Consider the following 18,549-nt stretch of genomic DNA (forward strand, 5'->3'; position numbering starts at 1 on the left):
CTCATGCGCCTCGCACGACCTTGCGACGCCGCTTGCCGGAGTTCGGTTCTTCCTCGATGTCTTGGTCGGGGAAGAGCGTGTTGCGGACGTCAATGTTCTGCCACTCGACGCCGTCGGCGAAGACGTTGTGCTCCGGGCGGCAACCGGTCTTGGCCTCATAGGCCCGCTCGAAATCACCCATGAGAGGGGTCTTCCGCCACTCTTGCAGGGTCAGGGAAAAGGCTTCCTGCACGACTTCAATGAGATATCCCAGGCGGCCCTCAGTGCCATGAAGCAGACGGCTGGCGAGTTCCGAAATTGGAAGGTCGTCGAGAGACAATTCCGCTTTTTGACCAAAATTGCCGAGAACGTTTCGGATTTCCTTCAGGTCTTCCTTGCAGGCGGTCAGCTGATCAAGGCGCACAAAGGTGCTGCGGCGGCGCAGCTGGAAGTCACTCTCGATGATGTGCGCGAGTTTGGGCATGCCGGACAGGATCAGCCACATCGGCCAATCCGAATTCTGCATCAGACCCTTGAGAGTATCGCACACCTTGAGGGCTTCGGCCGGGTTGTTCAGCTGCGTCAGGTGCTGCAATTCATCAATGTGCAGGAATCTGATCTTGCGCATGGCAAGCTGTTCCCGGACCAGGCGCCAAACGACGTTTTCCCGAAGGTCACGTTCAACTGGATATCGCAGACCATCCAGGATCTCGAGGCCAAGCTGCTTGAGGTTGCACGGAGAGGGGGCCCGGACGGAGACGACAAAGGTCTTGTCCGATCGGTCGGTCATCCCAAGGTTGGCAAATGCGCGCTCCAGAGAGCGGGACTTGCCGGCACCGGATTCGCCAACGACGACGACGGCCCGGCCTTCGTTCAGCCGGCCAACGCGGCCGAGACCCGCCTGGGCGGCAATTTCATCAAAATCCTCGAAATCGTCCAGGAGCTTGTTGAGCTGGTCGAGAAGCACCTGGTCACGGGCGTGCGGGTAGTAGGTGTGCTTCAGCTGCGCCTGAAGGACCGCGACGTCCGAATTGCGCTTTCGTCGATGGCGGGTTCCTTCAATTTGTGCCGACGCTTCAGCCGCGGCAGTTTCATCGTGGGTCATTTCAGTCTGCATCTCAGTCCTCCAGAACATATTCGAAGTCATCGTCATCATCCTCGTCGCCCAGGAACGGCAGGGCTTCGTTGACGTATGACGTCGTGGTTTCACCGGCGTCGTCGGTTCCATCGAGCCCCAGGATGTCGCCATCGAAGTCTTCATCGACCCTCAGACGGTCGTCGGAGAACAAGCGGTCGAGTTTGGCGAGGTTGTCAGCGGTGAAGACCGGGGAGGCGATGCTCCGGTTTTCACGGCTTTCGTCAGAGAGCCGGCGAAGGTCTGCGAGCGCCTTCTTGACGATCGCTTCGGACTGCGCGGCCTCTTCGCCGTAGCGCGCCAACATCCGTTGCCGGTTGGCGACATGCGCTTCCAGCGGGGTTCCATGCATTTCCGGAGTGGTACACGGGACCTTGAGCCAGCCCTTCGGCGTTTCGACAGAGATGTGTCCGAGATCGTTCGGATCGAAGCGAACTCTCAACTTCTTCCGGAGGCGAAAATCCCGACGAACGCTTTGAAGCTCCGTGGACTGGTACTTGTTGCAGTAGAGCTGGATACCTTCACTGCGGAGGTCGCGCTCAACGGTGATCCCGAAGCAGGCGCGCATCGCGTCTTCGTTGGGAGAAAGCGGGACACCGACCTTTTTCCGAAGGGACAGCCAACAATTTCGCGGCGTCTGGCCACCCAGGCCTTCATGGGGCGTGTTGTGGTAGACATCCACCACCCAACGGACGAGTGCCCGGCCGAGTTCTTCAATCGTGAGAGATGCGCGTGCCTCCGCTTCATAGTCGCCTTTCTCCAGGACGTTGGTGAAAGTGCGGCCCTCGAAAAGCGAGATCAGTCCGGTATGGAAGGTGCTGAACACACGTTCGATGGAGCCGCGCAGATAGGGGGCGCCGGCAACGGCGTAGTCGACGGCGACGCCGGCATCGATCGCGGCGGTGCTGAATGCACCCGCGACATAGGCCGGTCCGTTGTCCACTCGAACCATCTGGATGCGGCCAGCCATGTCCCAGGGTGTTTCGCAACCGGCTGCCTTGGCGAAGTTACTCTTGTCGGACATCGCCATTCTCAAGGTTGAAATGGCAAGGTCGGTCGTTGCCGTGGGCGCTAGCTGCATTGCCAGGATGCACTTGGTTCGGACGTCAATTGCGGCAGAGAGCTGCATGCGTCCGAGGTCCTTCTTGAGGGTATCTCGGGTCGAAATTCCGAGTTTTTCCCAGATGCCGGTACCCTTAAGGAGGGTCTGGAGCGAGACCAGCCACTCGTCCATCTCGACCACTTGCAAGGGCCATTCAGGGTTATGCTTTCCCTGGATGTACGCGTACTTCTTCATCGCAAAGGGCACGCCCTTTCGACCGGCATCGACGTGATAGGGCGCCAGCTTGCGAATTTCTGCACGCATTGCCGCCTTGCTCGGCAGCGGCAGGGCCGGCAGCCCTTTTTCGGCGCGGGCTTCATTCAGCCCGTCGAAATGTTCGACAAAATTGCCATAGACCTTGTCCATGGTCGGCTTCAGGAGGCTGGCATATTCCCGAGCCCCATCGCGCAGAAGCGCCCGGACGTCTGGATGAAGGCGATCCGCCCGGTTGCCGCACTTGTGCTTCATGGGGCAGAGGGCCATCACATTGAAGTCTGCCGCTTCGTACTTCTGGAGCCACCGGCGGACGGTGCTGGGTCTCGGAATCCCGAAAGATCCCTTCGTCTTCTGGCTGTTGAACCGGGTCCCAGGAGCACGCTGCGCAAGAAGAGTGCTCCACTTGCCATGGAGGATCGCGATCGCCTGCTCCAGCGCGGCGTCACTGCGCGACGCCTGACTTTCCTTTTCCATCTTGAGAAATTCATCGCAGATGAACTGGCGGAAATGAACGAGTTCCGCGACTTCCGGCTTCAGGTCGGAAAGCCTGACGTTTGGACCGATCTTGAGAGCCTGCTTGGAGAGGTCAAATGCGCCTCGTTCCTCAGTGAGGAGCCCCTGCGCGATGAGGTCGTTCAGCTCAACGTAGGTAAACTTCTCGTAGACGTCCGGGTTGTCGACGCGCCGCAGAACGCAGAACTCTTCATCAGAGAGAACTTCGGTATACGAAACTCCCTTGATGATGATTTCAGAATGGGGAGCGAAGCGGATCCGCAAGGCGGAAGTGGAGGAGGCGGTCTGGTTCGTGTTGAGTTCAAGCATGTTCAAATTCCTTTGCTGTTGTCTTGGATTCCGAAAAAGGGGGAGGGCTCGAAGGACGGCGCGTCACCGGCTCCAGATGATGCGCTTGTGTCGCGACGGGCAGAGCGCCATGGGCTCAAAGTCACTGGCTTGGTATTTCCGAAGCCAATCCCGGACGGTTCTAGGTTTCGGACATTCGTTGGTGGGGAGAGGCCGGCAGGAACCTTCCCACTTTGAAATCCGGCGCATCCAGCTTGCGTAGATTTGGCTGATCGCGACTTCCATGGAGGCATCGCCTCGCGGGAGCTTCCCCTTCCGGTCCAGTTCAAGAAGCTGAACGCAGAAGTGCAATCGGAACATCACGAGATTGGCAACGTCCTGGTCGAGGTGCCAGAACGTAACTTCTTGATTGTACTGGAGGTTACGCTCGAGCATGGAAAGGCCTGCGCGGTCCTGGATCAAACGGCCACGGGCACTCAGCTTCTGGAGGTCGGCGTCGGAGAAACGCGCGAAGACGCGAAGGCGGTCCACACGCCGCAGTACGTTGGTCGTTTCATCCAACGTCACCACGACGTACGGGCGTCCATTGATCCAGATCCTTGCTTCGGGATCGAGCCGGATCCGAGTATCGGATCCGGAGGCCACATCTGCGATCTGGTTGTTGCCGGTGAATTCAGTCATGTTCAAACTCCTTTCCTGTTAGGCGGCCTTGCAGATCTCGAGTTCTGTGGCTTCGAGGCGGCGGCTACGCGTCACCGGCTTCAGTTCCTGGGCGTCGATGAGGTTGAGGACGGCGTTGAAACCAACCGCTTCGCCGTCCAGGAGAGCGACCAGTGAAGCGAAGGGGTAGAAACCGTGCATCGAGGCGAGGTGCCGGCGCAGCTCTTCGATGGCTTCCTCATTCCAGAGGGTGCGAGCCCTTTGGATCAGCTCGGCATTTCGGACTTGAACGCGAGAGATTTCACGGTCCGTGCGGACAATGAACTTGTCCGCATATCCAGGATTTTGATCCCGAACCCGTCGTTGAACGTCGTCGATGCCACTGCTTTCGCGCCGGCTATTGGCCTTAACGTCGCAAGCAATCTTCTTTCCGCTATCAAGCTCGACAAGAGCATCAAGGGTGTGCTTGCGCGTCTGGCCGTCAGCATCGACATAGCTCACCGGCTCAGGCTGTTCTCGAAGGCTCATGATGTCGGAGCGTGCGAGCAGCACCGTCAGAAAGTCTCTTTCGAGGGTGCTTTCGTAGCCGACCCAGCGGTGGCAAGTGTGGTTTAGAAGAAACCCGCGACTTGAAGCCGAGGATTTCAACGTGATGGTGCGGGAGGCCTTGGACGGGGCAGCGGGCACGTAGTAGTTGGGTTCTTGATTGGACATGGTGGTTTCCTTTGCTGCTTGGTTCTGGCGTGACTGTTCACGGCAGCTATTCGGCAGGCGGAACCACCGGCTTGGATGTTGCCCGGGCGGGCAAACGAGCGGATACGGTTCAATTCATTCCACATGGCACAATTCTCCTGTTCCCGCGCAGTGGCGGGTTCGAAACTCGAACACTTGAGGGGAGAGTTGCTGTGCCGGTTAAAACGACAATCAGTGGGTATCGTTTCCCGACGTCAGCAACCGAAACTGCGCGCCATGACCGGTGAGATCACGACGAGACAGCAGAAGGGAACCAACTCCGGCGGATGTCGAATGTCAGACATCGCGCAGGCGGTCGGTTACCCAACTCAGGCGTTGCGTATCAGGAGATCTTGTGCGGCTTCGCGGAGAGCCGAATTGTTCTGCATGAAAGTCATGGTCGGCTACCTCCTATTTCCTGCCAGGCTGAGCTGGTGGGTGAAGCCGTAGTCGAAACACGCATCGCAACCCATTTGCGACCGGCGTTTCGGGGAGAGAGCTACTACCAGGGTTTTTCGAACTAGGGGAGCCCCGAGCAAGAGCGAACTGAGATTAGCGATAATAAGCTGCATTTAGGTTCTCGCCAATTTTATGATTGTTGAATCTACGGATGGCGGAATCTCTGATTTTCCAATCAGGTGCTCTGAAAGTTGGTGTCGATCGAGCTTCGCTGATTTTTGCAGATCCACTGCAATTGATTGAACAGTCAGCTTGTTCGATTCCAGGATTTCCCGAACCCGCCGCATCTGCTTTTTCAAAATCAGATCGCAATCTCTGGAAAACCTATCATCGTCCCGCACCATTTTTTTGAGCTCTGCTCCTGTCAAATTGGCCTTGAAAACCAGAGTGCTCGACAGACCTGAGCAGGCCACCAGCCGGGCCGCAACCGTCGTTGCCTGCTCCAGATCTGACCCTGCAACCAAACCGGCTCCGTCTGACGCCTCATCGAAGAAAAGTTCTTCCGCCGCGTGTCCGGCCAGAAGGACAGCGATCTTGTCGAGATAATCGCTGCGTACCTGGAAACTCGACTGGGCGACGGGGAGGGTGGTTTGTCCGCCACTTTCGACCCGATAGCCATTGGTTGTCTTGCCGTATTCCCGAATGACGACTTCCGTGGCAACGACACCGCTGATCACATAGGCGGCCACGACATGCCCGGCCTCGTGAACCGCGAACCGCTCGAGTTCTCTCGCGGAAACCCTGGTGAATGTGTTCGAGATCGTGCTCTCCACCTGTTGGGCGTCCAACGCCTTGCCAGTTCGTCTCGCCGCTCTCCGGCAATCGCGTGCAAGCCGTTCCAACTCGGCGCCAGTCCATCCTTCAGTCAGACTCCCGATCTCATTGAGATCACCTTCCGGGAGTGCAGACATCAGATGCTGGCTGAAGATTGCCTTTCGAGCGGCATGGTCCGGCGGACGGATCTCGATGACGCGTTCAAGGCGTCCCGGCCTGAGGAAAGCGCGGTCGATCGTCTCCAGGCGGTTGCAGGCCGCAACGATGACGACGCCGTCGCGCTTTTCGGACCCATCCATCAACTCGAGCAAGCCGGTGATCACCTGGGTCGCGTATTCTGGCGCATGACGCGAAAGCGTCTCCCTGTTCCCCACGCCGTCAAACTCATCCAGGAACAGGATCGCCGGCGTGTTGTTTCGGGCTTCGCTGAACGCCTTATTGATGCCTTTCAGCATATCGCCGAGATGTCCAAGCGCTTGGGTCTTTGACAAGGAACACTCTACGAACTTGGCGCCACAGGACTTAGCGAGGGCTTTCGCGAAGACCGTTTTGCCTGTCCCAGGCCCACCGAGCAGGAGAATTCCTTGATCGACGTCCGACCAGCGGAGCGCTCCTTCACTCCAATCCTTGAGGTCGCGAACAAGCATCAGCCCCCATTCCTTCGCTTCGCCGTATCCGGACATCTCTTCGAGCGGCAAAACTGCCTCGTCGTCGCTTCCCTTGGGCACGACTGATGCTTCCACCGCCGCTAGGGCGTCGAGAATGCCAAGAGCTGCCTTAAGTGGCCGGTTTCCGCGGAAGGCGATAGATAGGCTGGAAATATTGTGAGAGATAAGGTCGTTTGCGACTTTATCCCGCAAATGAAAGCCGCGAGCGATTAAGGCGGCGGCTTGCAAGTGACGCCTTGACGGCTGCACCTGAACGACAGCTTCCGCGATCGTCCGGAAGACACCGGATATAGGGTGTTTCGGGGTTGCTATACCGACCAGCCTTTGGTGCTCGGCGATACTCGTCCTGATCGAAAACGCCTCGAACGGCTCTTTACGCCTGTACCTCGATTTCCCTCTTTCATCGATGAAGTAGTGAAATACAGGAGCGGCGCCTCTTTCCTGTCCTTTCGGATCAAGGCTCTGAAGTTCAAGCTCAAGAGCCCGTTCATAAAGCCTCGTATCGATGTCGTTGGGAAGCTCGGCGCCGAGGATGTAAGCCGAGCGGTGACGGAGATCCGGGCACCGGCGGAGTGCATGGCGAACTGCCATGCGGGCCATCAGTAGGCCCACGTGTCCTCCGGTACCGGCAATTAGACTTGGTCGTTTCATTCGAGTTCTTTCAGGCAAAGCTGTCGCGTTCGCTCCGCAGGAATTCGGAACGTTGGCGTCGCGTATCGCTGGATTTTGGAGACTTGAAAGAAGGTCCGGGCGCTCAGAGCGAGGGGAGGCCGGGTTCTAATCCTTCCAGGTTCAGGGAGTTATACGGCGAGCGACATCAAGACGGTCGTCGACGTGATTTTCGAGGCGAACCCAGCCCTGAGCCAAAAGGGCCCAGGAGTTGTCGTCGGAAAAAGCAAAGACTGGTTCCAGCACAATGGCCGTTTCGGACGTGCCGATGATCCCCGGAAACGGCAGGAGCGTTTTGCTCCAGTCCACGATGAGGGGAGCCGTCGACCGCCTTTCACGGCCGGGATGTCCGGTGGCTCGGTACGTCTGGAGGTCCTGAGCGATGGTCCGGAAGGTCTCGGGCTCATACGAAAACGCGCGTGGCGTCTGAGTGGTCATTATTCGAACTTTCTGATTTTTGGGCGTGACTGATCCTCACGTCGAGACGCCTACTGCCACAGCAGTTGGAATCCTCGACATGTTCGGGTTCGGGGGATTGGGAGTGTTCGCTGATCGACGAACCGGATGGTTCACCGAGAGGCTACGAAGGATTCACGTGCCTTGACGGCAAGATGTCATGTCGAACTTCAATCTCGGCACCCGAAAGTGGCGATAAATCAAGTTTCTGCGATGAAACCTAACTATTCGGGACAGCCGTCGGACGATCGGAATGAATCCTTGGAAAGGATATTTACCTTTGAAATATCAATAGGGTAGGCGGTACTCGTCTATGTCATTTCCGGCTCCTGCGGTTCGTTAAAGCCGGTTTTTCCGGAACTTTCCGGATAAAAAGTTAACAAACACGAGATCTGTTGCAAAAAATTACGAGTGGGCGCGGATTGGCGCGATGCCAAAATTACAGTTCGAACAAGAGAGCCAAACGATCGTTTCGCGGCTCAAATTTGGTCTTTCTGCGCGCAGACCAATGTCCCCAATAACTGTCGTTCTGTCACAAAACAAAAGTAGGGAATCGTTGTAAGCAGCCCAGACCGGGCACAATGATGGCGTGCCATGTTGCAGTTGATGGGTTTTGCGTGCGGCTGCTATAAAGTACGCAGATCAGGTCGGCAGTTGGCGAATGTTGATGCGTTCCGGGATCGAGAGAAAAGCAGTCTCCGAGCCGCCATGACAGCTCGACGACCAAGATCTCCCGAATGACACATCCCTTGCCTATAGAGCCGCAACGCAAAAGAAAGCGGATAACGAAGCGGTATGGACGAGGAATATCCGAAGAGAAAAAACAAAATCGCCACGGGTGCGGGCGAGCTGCCGGCGACGGAGCCATCTGCACGAGACCATGGCTCAACCGTGACCGAACCGGAAGCGGACAAGGGCGACCTGTCGGTTGACTCGCCTAACCCCCCGGCCTCACCGGGCCATGATATCGAGAGGATTCGCACCTCGGTTTTGCGTGATCCGATCGACGGCGGAATTGCACGCGCAATGCGCGAGTTCAATATTAGCCAGGGTATGGCGCGCAATCTCGACCTGATCCGCGGCCCCCTCGACGATCTTATCTCGGGACAGTACCACCAGTCGGGCGTGGCGCGCGCAGTTGCCGAGGCTCAGAAGACGGTGGAGGCGGCCGGAGGGTTCAGCGCTCTTCTTGATCGTATGACGCGGGCCAGTGCGGGTCTGAAGGCCATTAGCGGCGTCGAAAAGTTGATGCAGCAACAGCGTGAGATGGAGCGCAAGATTTCCGGTTTTGGTGGGATCGACTCCATGTACGGTCGTCATTCAGCGATGCGCGATGCAATTGACGCGCTCGGTGGGATTGACGCGATCAAGAAGCGGCACGATGAAATGAACCTGTTTGCATCAGGCTCACTGGCCGCGAAGGGCACCTCATTTGCAGCGAGCCAGTCGATCGAACTCGCTTTGCGCGACATTGCTGGCGTCAGCTCGTTCACTGGGCTGCTCGGCCGTCGCGGGTTCGACCGCACACAGTTCATGGCATTGGTCTCGGGCACGGAAGGGTGGCGTGCGGCATCCGGCAGCCTGTCTTTGATCGCGACGCTGCATGCCCAACTACCCGATATGGTTCCGGAGCGGCGCCGAGCAACGGCATCGGACTTCGCGAGCGCGGGGCTGTCACGGCTCGGCGAGCGGTTCGTCCGTGACAGCGGGCAGCTTGCCCGGTTGCAGGAAGAGATGCTCCGCATAAGGAGACCGTGGGTAGATGTCGGCAATCCGAGTCAGAGCGTGTCCGCCTATGTCGATGCACGCGCACTGGCGACAATTGTTGAAAATGGACCGCCGGAATCGCGTGCGGTCGTCACCGCCGTACGCGAGGAGCTGGGCGATTATCGCGAAACCGATGCGGTGCCGGAGGTCGTCGCCGCCAACCCGGTACTGCGTTCGGCCTTTCGGCTAGAGGTCGGCTATAACGCTGATCTTAGTTCGCTCCCTCCCGCGATCATCGCCACGGTGTTCGACGGGTTCGGGGGCAGCGTGCCTCGCCGGATCGAGGCCGATCCCGATGCTCTCGAAAGCGCGGTACATCAGCGCGCTCGACGGCTCGAGCTCAAGCTCCGGCGATTTATCGAAAAGAAGATGATGGCAAAGCTCGGCCCGAAATGGAGCAAGCAAAGGGTGCCTGGAAAAACTGTAGCGGGCTGGCGAGCGCGCCGCCAGACCGACATAGATAATGGCAGGACCGCAAGCCGGTTGTTCGACTATGCGGGTTTTGAGGATTACCGTGCGATCATCGAGCAGAAGGATAATTGGGCAGAGGTGTTCGCGCCGATCTTCAAGGTGAAGACCTCGATCCTGGAAACGCTGCGACGACTGAGCCTGATCCGCAATCCTGACGCGCATTACCGCGTCGTGACGATCGAGGATTTTCTCGATCTTCACACCGAGGGACGACGCCTTGATAAGTGGATGGATGCGGCGAGTTGACCGGCATCACAGCTGATGAAAATGCCCCTAATGACACTGGACCGGAGAAATTTGAGCCCGAAGAGATCGAGGATTTCCAAGACGGCGAGCCGCGCTCCAGGGGCCGACGTTGTTTCGAGACGCCTATAGGTGGATAGACTCATGGTGCGACGCGCTCGATTACAAGCTGAACAACGGCCGGCGAAGGCTGCTCTGGTTAAATCTTCGGCCTCATGCGGCCAGCACTCAGGTTTAGTGCTGAGCTCACCTTTCGTATTGATTGTCGGTGCTGACGATGTCGTCAAAAACATCAAGTTCGGAAGCGTTGGATTTCTTGCTGAGTTCGGCGAAAAAGTCTTGCTCTCCCGGGCCGGGTTCCGACATCTTCTCCAGAAATCTCTCCGACCAGACAGCCTTTTCCAGTGCGGTGAGGTCGGTGGTCTGGAGTTCTCCAGCAAGCGTAGCGCTTACGCGGGCATGGTTGAAAGCGCCGGACTTTTCGACGGCGCGGCCAATACACAGCCAATGGGTGATTAGGTCGGCCACGGAGCGGTTTTGCAATTCCGCCTCGCAGCGCACGAGCGACATCACCTCATCGCTGAGTTCAACAGACTGAGCCATCACGGAGTCTCCACTTAGAAATGAGGGTCGCAATTCGCCACCTTCACGTCAAGGCGGGATGAACAGCCTCGAGATTTGAAGACGCCTTTCAGGTCTTGACGTCGCCGGATGCCTGCATACCGTTCATAGCTTGCTTGCGGGGTGGCTTAGTGAAGCCTTGGCGCTGTCGCTTCATGGAGATCACCTAAACTTCGTTGGATCCATTCATAGGCTTTGATCTGGAATTAGGTAGCAACTGCAACCAGACTCCCAGAGCCTGAAGTCGTATCCTGGAACGTCGAAGTTTCAGGAGAATTTGTTGAACCCATCGAATGAGTTGAAGGACAAACGGGCGGAGCTGACCGCCCGTATCGAGGATCTGGCCGCTGAACTGGAAGAGGCGCAGACGACCATCACCGCCCTGGACAAGGTGATCGCAATTTACGATCCGGAATGGCAGCCGGAATCCTCAAGGCGTCGCCGCAAGAATGCGAGCAAGGGCAAGTTGGCGACGGAATTGAATGCCGTTCTCGGCAAAACGAACCGCCGTCAGGCGGTCTTGGACATCCTGAGGGTCGCGGGACCCACCACGTGCGCCGAATGCACTCAGGCCTTCGCTGAGCGTTTCGGTATCCCGAGCGGAAACCCAAAGTACAGGCTGATGAACGAAATAGTCTCGAAGAACCTGTCCAGTCTGGAGGCGCACGGCTGGGTTCGCAGCACTCAGCCGGAAGATGGACTGCGCAAGATCTGGGAGATTGCTGTCTGATATGGTGACCGGCGGCTTGATATTCGCTCCAGCGTAGGTCAGCGTGATTGACGTTGCTGGACAGAATTCAGCAATTTATGAGCAGCGAGGCGAAAGCCTTGCAATCCAGCCTCGAGACAGGTCCGCCGGTCTTGGGGCTTTTGCTTTGTTTGGCCCGTGACCTGTAGACAAAACACTTGTTCAAAAAACTGGACACGTGTTTGAAAAACAGAACATCACGATATCATCTGGAACCAATTTAAGCACCCACCGCGTCGAGATCCAGATCCTCCGGTTTGTTCCCCTGCCAGTAACCGCAGAGCGACCGTGAGGTCGGATTCCGCATCGCGGCGGACACGACCAGCCCGGTGAGCTGTCCGTTGCTCATGCGGCGGTTGTCCTCCCGCCAGGCAAGATCTGCGACGTACCAGTCGAAATACCGCAGCGAGAAACGGTGGTGGATCCCGACGTAGGCCCGCTGGATCCGGCTGAAGAAGCTCTCGACATGGTTGGTATTGACCCCATCCTCGGTCTGGTACGCCTTGGAGTGATTGACCCGATGGTGCTCGTTCAGTCCGGCCAGATCGGTGTAGCTCGGATGTTCGTCAGTGATGACGACGGCGCCGCGGTCGACGTGATCCCTGACGGCATCCCAGGCGGCTCCGCCGTCCTCCTCCCGCACGATGCGCGTGAACGTCCGCTCCCGGCCGCCCGGGTTCTTCTCCCGCAGCGCCAGGACGCACATGCGCTTCATGTTCTGATACCGCTTCAGGCGGCGGTCGACCCGGTCCTCGGCCTTGTTCTCGGGCCGGACGTGCCCACCCGCCTACTTGCCGTCGATCTGGACCTCGCCCTCGAGACGGGCGCCGATCCGGCGGAGTGACAGGGCCTCGCGGATCTTCATGGAAAGCACCCAGGCGGTCTTGTACTGGACGCCGAGCTCACGGGAGAGATGGAGAGCCGCCTTGCCCTTGACCGCGTTTACCGACATCCAGATCGCGGCGAGCATCTTGCGGAAGGAAAGCTTCCGGAACGCGAAGACCGTCCCGGTGGTGACGGAGAACTCCCGGCGGCAGCCGGAGCATTTGAAGCGGCGCCGCCGGATCGAATAACACTCCGTCACGCCGCAGTGCGGACAGTAAGCGTCGCCGTCAGTCTCCGGCCAGCGATATGCGCAGAAGGTGGCGTACGCCTCGTCCTCGTCGATTTCGACCAGCTCCATGATGGAGAGGTCCCGACATTCCGGCGACAGGAGAAAGTGTTGTCCTTCGGGCTCGTCCTCAGCCCGGTATTTCGCACCTCCGCGCTCCGGACGCGGCTTCGTCGGCGGTGGGTTCCGCAAACAGGATGGACGGATGAAGACGGGTAATGGCGGTCATGCTCAGACTTTCATGGTTCGAATACGGAAGGCGCGGGAACCCGGCCGCCAGGAGCTGGCGGCGCGGCAAATCAGCGGCTTATTCGTATTCGTCTGAACATGGCCGGGGCTCATAGCCCGCGGGCGCACGTGAGTCGATCGGTTCCGGGGGTTATGGTTTCGAAAGGGTGAATTGGATCTGTGGAAATAATCTACGGCGGCACTTGCGTGCGCCCAGCATCAGACAGATATTTTTTAGCTGTTAGGGAAAGGAAATAGGCGATTAGAAAAATTTTACCCCGGGCGCATACACAAGGCAGAGGCGCTACCGGGGTTTACAAGAATCTATATAGGCCCATTCATATGAATGATCAACTATCATTTTTATACGAGGACGACGCGACACGTCATTTGGACGACATACTGTCGTTGGAGAGATTTCAGCGGTATCTTGATGCTGCCAACGGTGACCGCTCATTAGCCTACAAACTGTATGCCCTAAATACTGCGATAGCAGAAGCAATGTTTTCGCCGATTCAAATGCTGGAGGTAGCGCTTAGAAACCGCTTTCATGCCGAGCTTTCAAAAACCTATGGCGACGACTGGTACGATCAGATTGGCGTCATTACCGACGTTTTTCAACGCAATCAAATTGCGGAAGCCAAACTGAATTTGGTCCGAGACCGCAAGCCAATAGAGCCTGGTAGAGTTGTCGCCTCTCTTTCATTTGGTTTCTGGACCTCCTGCCTGGGGAGGCGATATGAAGATATGTGGCGACGAACATTAAGACATGCGTTCCAGCATGCGCCAGACGGCTTAACTAGAAAGCGCATTAACAGCCCACTCACAAGAATACGCTTGCTCCGAAATCGGATCGCGCACCACGAGCCTTTGCTTAAGCATAATCTGCTCGATAGGCATGATCGGATCGTGGAAATTACGGGCTGGTTATCTCCAATCGCGTCCGATTGGAGCAAGCATCATTGCAGATTTTCTGAGGTCTATGATGACGATTTATCCAAACTATTCCGTACCTAAGTCAATGCTGGTGGCAGTTACTGCCTAATTCCGCTTTGGTCTCAATGAACACAGCCTATTTCTTGTCCGCGGCAACGGTCGCAGGCAATTCATCCAAAATCTCGTGTTTGCACTAACCTATCGTTTTTGTAGGGTTGGTGCAAACACGACCTAAGGGAGTTCCGGAGGGCATTTGAACTGCAATTGACGGCATTCCATACGGCGCGGTATGCGCGTCCGGACAAACAGTTCTGATACCTCAGAGCATTTCTGGTTACGCCGCATCCCAAACCTGGTTGAGAATTCTCGCGGCTATTTCGGCTTTGTCCTGCGGCAGAAAGCGTCCGTAGTGTTTAGCCACCATGTCAGGTGTATCCTGGATCGCGTAGCTGGCCTGCTCGTACGATCCAGTCTGCTTGAGAATATGCGTTGCGAGTACGTCGCGGACGTTGTGCGGTCCATGTGGTAGCAGGCCTTCGATCGCGCCGCGCCCGGTCCAGGGATTATAGATGCCATATCGCTGGATCACAGTTCGCCACGCCTCGAAAAATGTGTTCTGGGAATAGGCGGCGTTGGTGCTGGTGATTTTGGCTGTCTTGACGAAAAACGTGCCGGGATCCGCCGCTGGTCCAACTAGGCGCGAGCGGTGCCTGTCTATCCAAGCGTCGATCAACTCGTAGAGCCGCCCGAGATCAGGCAGGATCAAACGGAACGGTTTCGATCCGAAAAATGAAGAGTTCGCGTTCTTGAAGGCGACGGAGGGGATCAATATTTCCCATCCCCGGTCTCTGGTGCTCCAGCGCAGCTCTCCTCGTTTCATATCCTCCAACTTTCGCTCGGACGTTGGCAGGTCACCGGGCCTGCAAAGCAGGAGTTCTCTCAGGTTCTTCTGACGAAGCCCTGTATGCAAACCAATCCTGAGGAGTAGGAACGAGCGGACTGCCTCTGCCGTCGCACGAGCGTGACGCCTTTCGTCTGGCATGCGGTGCAGGATTTCTTCGGTGATCTTCCGATATTCGCCGACCGGACTGGGTGCCTCGAGAACCGGCATAATTGGCTCAAATGGATCGCGGTGGATTTTCGCGACACGCTCAATCTCCTTGATACGGCGTCGTGCGTGCTTAAACATCAGATCGCAGACGGACGCCCAGTCGCTCTGCGCTTCAGAGACGTCCTGTTCCGTGATCAACCCTTCGATCACTTGAAGGCGGGATGCGATACGAGGTGTTTGTCGCAGCCAACCGGTTTCTTCCCGGCACAGAGCAGCGGCAACGGACAGCATGTCGATTTCCCATCTTGTATAAAAACCTCGCCGTCTTTCGCGCCAGCGAAGGTACCAGTCCCAGACTTGTGGGAAGATCATCATCGCGAATGTTAGCACTTCCGGATCGACGCCATACCCCTGAACCTCGCCTTCAGAAGACGCCGTGAATGCGCCGAACCACAGTCCGAAATGTTCGACTTTCTGCGAGGCGGTCTCTGGGCCCCAGACCCCATTTCGTTGTTGGCCGAATGCTGCAAACGTTGAGGTTTTGAAACGCAGGAGTTCCACCAATTCGTCGTTCAACCGTTTGGGGGCGTCCACTATGTCAGAGGGATCAGAAGAACTGCTTCTCGCATATTTCCGCTGCGGACCTGCGGCCCAGTGAAAACGCACCGCGTAGCGCTGTCGCATCGCTGCGGCCTGATAACGTCGATATTCCGTCGAACCGCTGATGATCACGTTCCGTACCCATGAGAGGATCTCCGCCTGCTCGGTCCGTGGTCTCCGCCTGAAATCGTCCGGCAGGTGCCAGACATATCGGCGTCGTTCGGCCGGAGTCATTTCATCCAGTTCGCAACTCCCGGAGCCTGCTATGACGGCTTTCGAAACTCCGGAGAAATATCCTTCCGGTAGACGATAGCGGCGTTCGATGCGGCGCAGGATTTCGAGACTGATGGGGGAGCTGGGTGCAGTAATCCTTTGTCCCCATCCGACAAAGGTGCTGCGTTTGACGCGGTCTTCGGTGTGAACCACTGCATTAAAGAGGTGGTAAATGGATTCCCCATGCCGCTTGGAATGCAGACGAAGCGCAGCTCCAAAGTTCGAAGGCTCATCCCAGGTTGCCTCCAGCGGATCTGGAAATTCAACAACTGGCCGCGGTGCCTTGCCCCGACGCCCGCGACCACCTGAGCGGTACTCTGGCGCCGCAATAGGGGTATGACTCGTGGGCTGATAGGGCTGTTCATGGGCTTCCGGGCGCAGCGATCTTTCGGTGATGGCTCGCGCAACCGCGTCGAATATCGGCTGAAGGTTCGATCTCTCAGCCATCAGACGGCGAGCGTCCAAACCCAAACCCGCGGCCAGTGCCCGGACGTCCAGACGGCTCCCCCTGTATGTTGGATATTCGTTCCTCTCCAGCAGGTCGACCAGATGTCCGCGGAGGACCTCCACATCCTGCGGTGCGAACACAGGCGCGAGGCGTTTTTCGCAAAAGGTTGTGATCATGCTTGGGGTGAGGACGGATCGTTCTGATTTCATTGACTAACTTCCAAAGGCCGGGGAGGCGCTGGCCTATCGGGAGTCGGTCCAGGAAGAAAGAGATTGGACGGCAAAGTCTGTGAAAAACGTCCTCTGATTGGCCTTCGAAATTAGGAGCAACAGCGCAGGATCGACTATGATTTTCAGACAATTCGGCAGGGTCAAATCGATGCTGGGTTTCTCAATGTCGGCTGGAGGGTTTACCATCCACGCTGTTTCTCACGGTGCTCGCCTTGTGATTGCATGCCTGTTAAGTTGTGCCTTGGATTTGACACAAGGAGTGGCTGATGGGTGGCTCGATGAAAGGAAAGGGAACTGTGTTGGAGTATGGAGGCGCTCCCCTGGGGCGCATTCACAAGCACTCCAATGACCGAAAAGCAATGGCCTATTGGCTTGGCTTCCTGAAAGGAGTGCTTGCCAGCAAAAACATTGAAAATGCTGAATTTGCACCCCTCAAAGTGGAAGCACAAAACTTCCTTGCACTTCTCAAAGACGACGACGCGAAAGAACTTATTGAGGATCTCGCCATCTGGCAAAATGAGCCTCGAGAGATTTTTGAAATTGTTCAAGATATCGTCGATATCCGTTCCAAGGAATTTCAACTTGAATCTGAGAACGACGATATCAATGAGATGTATGGATTTTGCGCCGGAATAGCTTGCGACAACCAAATCACTCTCGAGGAAGTTGAAACCTTGATCCGAAGGCTGGATTCCTACCCAAGAGTTCAACAAGACAGCAGGATTCGGAACCTTAGATTGTCTGCGCAAAGGGCAATTGCGGATGGCCGAATTACTCAGGAAGAGTCCGATGACATTTGCGACTGGATAACACATCTAGTTGGCGATAGTGCATTCGACACAGGGCTTCCAACTTTTGGCAATACAGGTGTTCTTCATGGGGCCTTGGATGACTTCAGAAAAATTACATTCGATGGCCAGATGTTCGTTTTGACAGGAAAGTTCACTTTAGGACCGCGGAAAGCAGTTTCTGGAATGATTGAGGAGCGAGGAGGACTGACGAAGAAAGCGGTTTGTAAGAATACGAGTTATCTGGCGGTCGCGGCCGAGGCCTCAAGAGACTGGCGACAGAGTCATGAAGGGCTGAAAATCATGCGAGCCATCGAGCTTCGTGACGCTGGCCATGGTCCTGAACTGGTTCACGAATATACGCTTACTCAGGCGCTTACAGCCTAACCCGAGTCTCACGATGTTTAGACCGAGTATCGCAAGGGCCAAGCTTCATAAGATGTTGGAGCCAACCGCATGGCCCCGAACCGGTTTGTCACCCCTCAACAGGGCCATAAGTATCGTAATCCTGGCCGCCACAGCGATGGCTGTGATCGAAAGTGAACCAACGATACTGGATGGGCGAGAGTGGGCGTTCCGAGCGGCGGAACTCACTTTCACATTGATTTTTGTGGTCGAATACATTGCCCGGCTTTGGGTCGCCGGCGAAGATATTCGGTATCAGGGGGTTATTGGCCGTCTGAGGTACGTACTGACCCCGGCTGCCATCATCGACCTGCTATCCATCTTGCCACTCTTGCTGACCTTCTTTGGTACGGAGGCGTTCCTCCTTCGTCTCTTTCGACTCCTGCGCATCCTTCGAGTGGCACGCCTTGGGCGGTTCTCCCGGGCGTTCGAAGCGATCTCGACGGCACTACATTCGCGCCGCTACGAGCTAATCATGAGCGCAGGAATTGCCGGCATGCTGCTACTGTTCTCTTCGACGATCCTTTATATGATCGAAGGAGATACGCAGCCTGAAACCTTTGGAAGCATTCCCAGGACAATGTGGTGGTCGATCGCAACGCTGACCACAGTCGGCTATGGTGACGTTTACCCGAAAACCTCGTTGGGGCAGTTTTTCGCCGGTCTGACCGCGATCACGGGTATTGGCCTAATCGCGATGCCGACAGGCGTTCTGGCAGCCGCATTCTCCGACGCGATTCAGATGCAGCAGCGAAAAAAAGTACATAAACAAGGTGGGAAATCGGCGCGGTTCGACCAGGAAAACTGAATGCCCGTGCCGGGAACGCATGGTCGTTTATCGGCTTTTTAGCCTACAACTCCAGACTTCTAAAAATCCGCTTCTACCGCGCGGATGACATTCTAGAGTTGAGATGCATTGTCGACACAGGCAATGTCTAGTTGGGTAGCTGTGTTTCCCAATCTTCTGGATTTAGAATA

The 18,549-nt window shown here is 56.6% G+C and carries 14 protein-coding genes and 1 pseudogene; 5 read left to right on the plus strand and 10 right to left on the minus strand.

From position 1 onward, the window contains the following. Window position 1 precedes the first annotated feature (1 nt). The 6 genes from Q666_RS55310 to Q666_RS55330 form a co-directional block, all read right to left on the minus strand. Complete coding sequence (locus Q666_RS55310; RefSeq protein WP_022998360.1) at window positions 2-1,096, minus strand: ATP-binding protein; 1,095 nt, start codon at window positions 1,094-1,096, stop codon at window positions 2-4. A gap of 1 nt (window position 1,097) precedes the next feature. Beyond that, the gene (locus tag Q666_RS55315; RefSeq protein ID WP_022998361.1) at window positions 1,098-3,254 is read right to left on the minus strand and encodes a Mu transposase C-terminal domain-containing protein; all 2,157 of its coding nucleotides are present in this window, start codon (window positions 3,252-3,254) and stop codon (window positions 1,098-1,100) included. A gap of 63 nt (window positions 3,255-3,317) precedes the next feature. After that, window positions 3,318-3,914 (minus strand): hypothetical protein, encoded by a 597-nt coding sequence (locus tag Q666_RS55320; RefSeq protein WP_022998362.1) that lies wholly within the window; start codon window positions 3,912-3,914, stop codon window positions 3,318-3,320. 18 nt (window positions 3,915-3,932) lie between these two features. Next, complete coding sequence (locus tag Q666_RS55325) at window positions 3,933-4,607, minus strand: hypothetical protein (protein WP_022998363.1); 675 nt, start codon at window positions 4,605-4,607, stop codon at window positions 3,933-3,935. A 590-nt stretch (window positions 4,608-5,197) separates the two neighbouring features. Next, on the minus strand, window positions 5,198-7,126 hold the full coding sequence (locus Q666_RS0133815) for an AAA family ATPase (RefSeq protein WP_161633201.1): 1,929 nt from the start codon (window positions 7,124-7,126) through the stop codon (window positions 5,198-5,200). 192 nt (window positions 7,127-7,318) lie between these two features. After that, window positions 7,319-7,633: a hypothetical protein gene (locus Q666_RS55330; protein ID WP_022998367.1), complete on the minus strand. Its 315-nt coding sequence runs from the start codon at window positions 7,631-7,633 to the stop codon at window positions 7,319-7,321. Window positions 7,634-8,446: 813 nt separating this feature from the next. Here Q666_RS55330 and Q666_RS55335 point away from each other — a divergent pair. Next, window positions 8,447-10,135, plus strand: coding sequence for a hypothetical protein (locus Q666_RS55335; protein WP_022998368.1), 1,689 nt, complete (start codon window positions 8,447-8,449; stop codon window positions 10,133-10,135). 243 nt (window positions 10,136-10,378) lie between these two features. Here the strand turns inward: Q666_RS55335 and Q666_RS55340 are convergent, their stop codons facing one another. Beyond that, the gene (locus tag Q666_RS55340) at window positions 10,379-10,735 is read right to left on the minus strand and encodes a hypothetical protein (RefSeq protein WP_022998369.1); all 357 of its coding nucleotides are present in this window, start codon (window positions 10,733-10,735) and stop codon (window positions 10,379-10,381) included. A 298-nt stretch (window positions 10,736-11,033) separates the two neighbouring features. Here Q666_RS55340 and Q666_RS55345 point away from each other — a divergent pair, with 298 nt between their 5' ends. Next, entirely contained in the window at window positions 11,034-11,483 is a 450-nt protein-coding gene (locus Q666_RS55345; protein ID WP_152533416.1) for a hypothetical protein, read from the plus strand. A gap of 238 nt (window positions 11,484-11,721) precedes the next feature. On the opposite strand, the pseudogene Q666_RS65125 reads toward Q666_RS55345, so the two are convergent. After that, a pseudogene (locus tag Q666_RS65125) lies at window positions 11,722-12,273 on the minus strand (IS1595 family transposase); the annotation flags it as partial. Window positions 12,274-12,288: 15 nt separating this feature from the next. Continuing rightward, window positions 12,289-12,684, minus strand: a complete 396-nt coding sequence (locus Q666_RS65130; protein WP_022998372.1) for a transposase — start codon at window positions 12,682-12,684, stop codon at window positions 12,289-12,291. 498 nt (window positions 12,685-13,182) lie between these two features. Here Q666_RS65130 and Q666_RS55355 point away from each other — a divergent pair, with 498 nt between their 5' ends. Next, window positions 13,183-13,857, plus strand: a complete 675-nt coding sequence (locus tag Q666_RS55355) for an Abi family protein (protein WP_022998374.1) — start codon at window positions 13,183-13,185, stop codon at window positions 13,855-13,857. A gap of 253 nt (window positions 13,858-14,110) precedes the next feature. On the opposite strand, the gene Q666_RS55360 is transcribed toward Q666_RS55355, so the two are convergent. Continuing rightward, entirely contained in the window at window positions 14,111-16,357 is a 2,247-nt protein-coding gene (locus Q666_RS55360) for a hypothetical protein (protein ID WP_200863733.1), read from the minus strand. Between the two features lie 287 nt (window positions 16,358-16,644). On the opposite strand from Q666_RS55360, the gene Q666_RS65135 reads away from it, so the two are divergent. Together Q666_RS65135 and Q666_RS55370 are read left to right on the plus strand one after the other, a co-directional pair. Further along, entirely contained in the window at window positions 16,645-17,553 is a 909-nt protein-coding gene (locus Q666_RS65135; protein ID WP_022998376.1) for a BRCT domain-containing protein, read from the plus strand. Between the two features lie 52 nt (window positions 17,554-17,605). After that, on the plus strand, window positions 17,606-18,379 hold the full coding sequence (locus tag Q666_RS55370; protein WP_051990177.1) for an ion transporter: 774 nt from the start codon (window positions 17,606-17,608) through the stop codon (window positions 18,377-18,379). The last annotated feature ends 170 nt before the right edge of the window (window positions 18,380-18,549 follow it).

It is taken from the genome of Labrenzia sp. C1B70 (assembly GCF_000475395.1).
GTDB lineage: Bacteria > Pseudomonadota > Alphaproteobacteria > Rhizobiales > Stappiaceae > Roseibium > Roseibium algicola.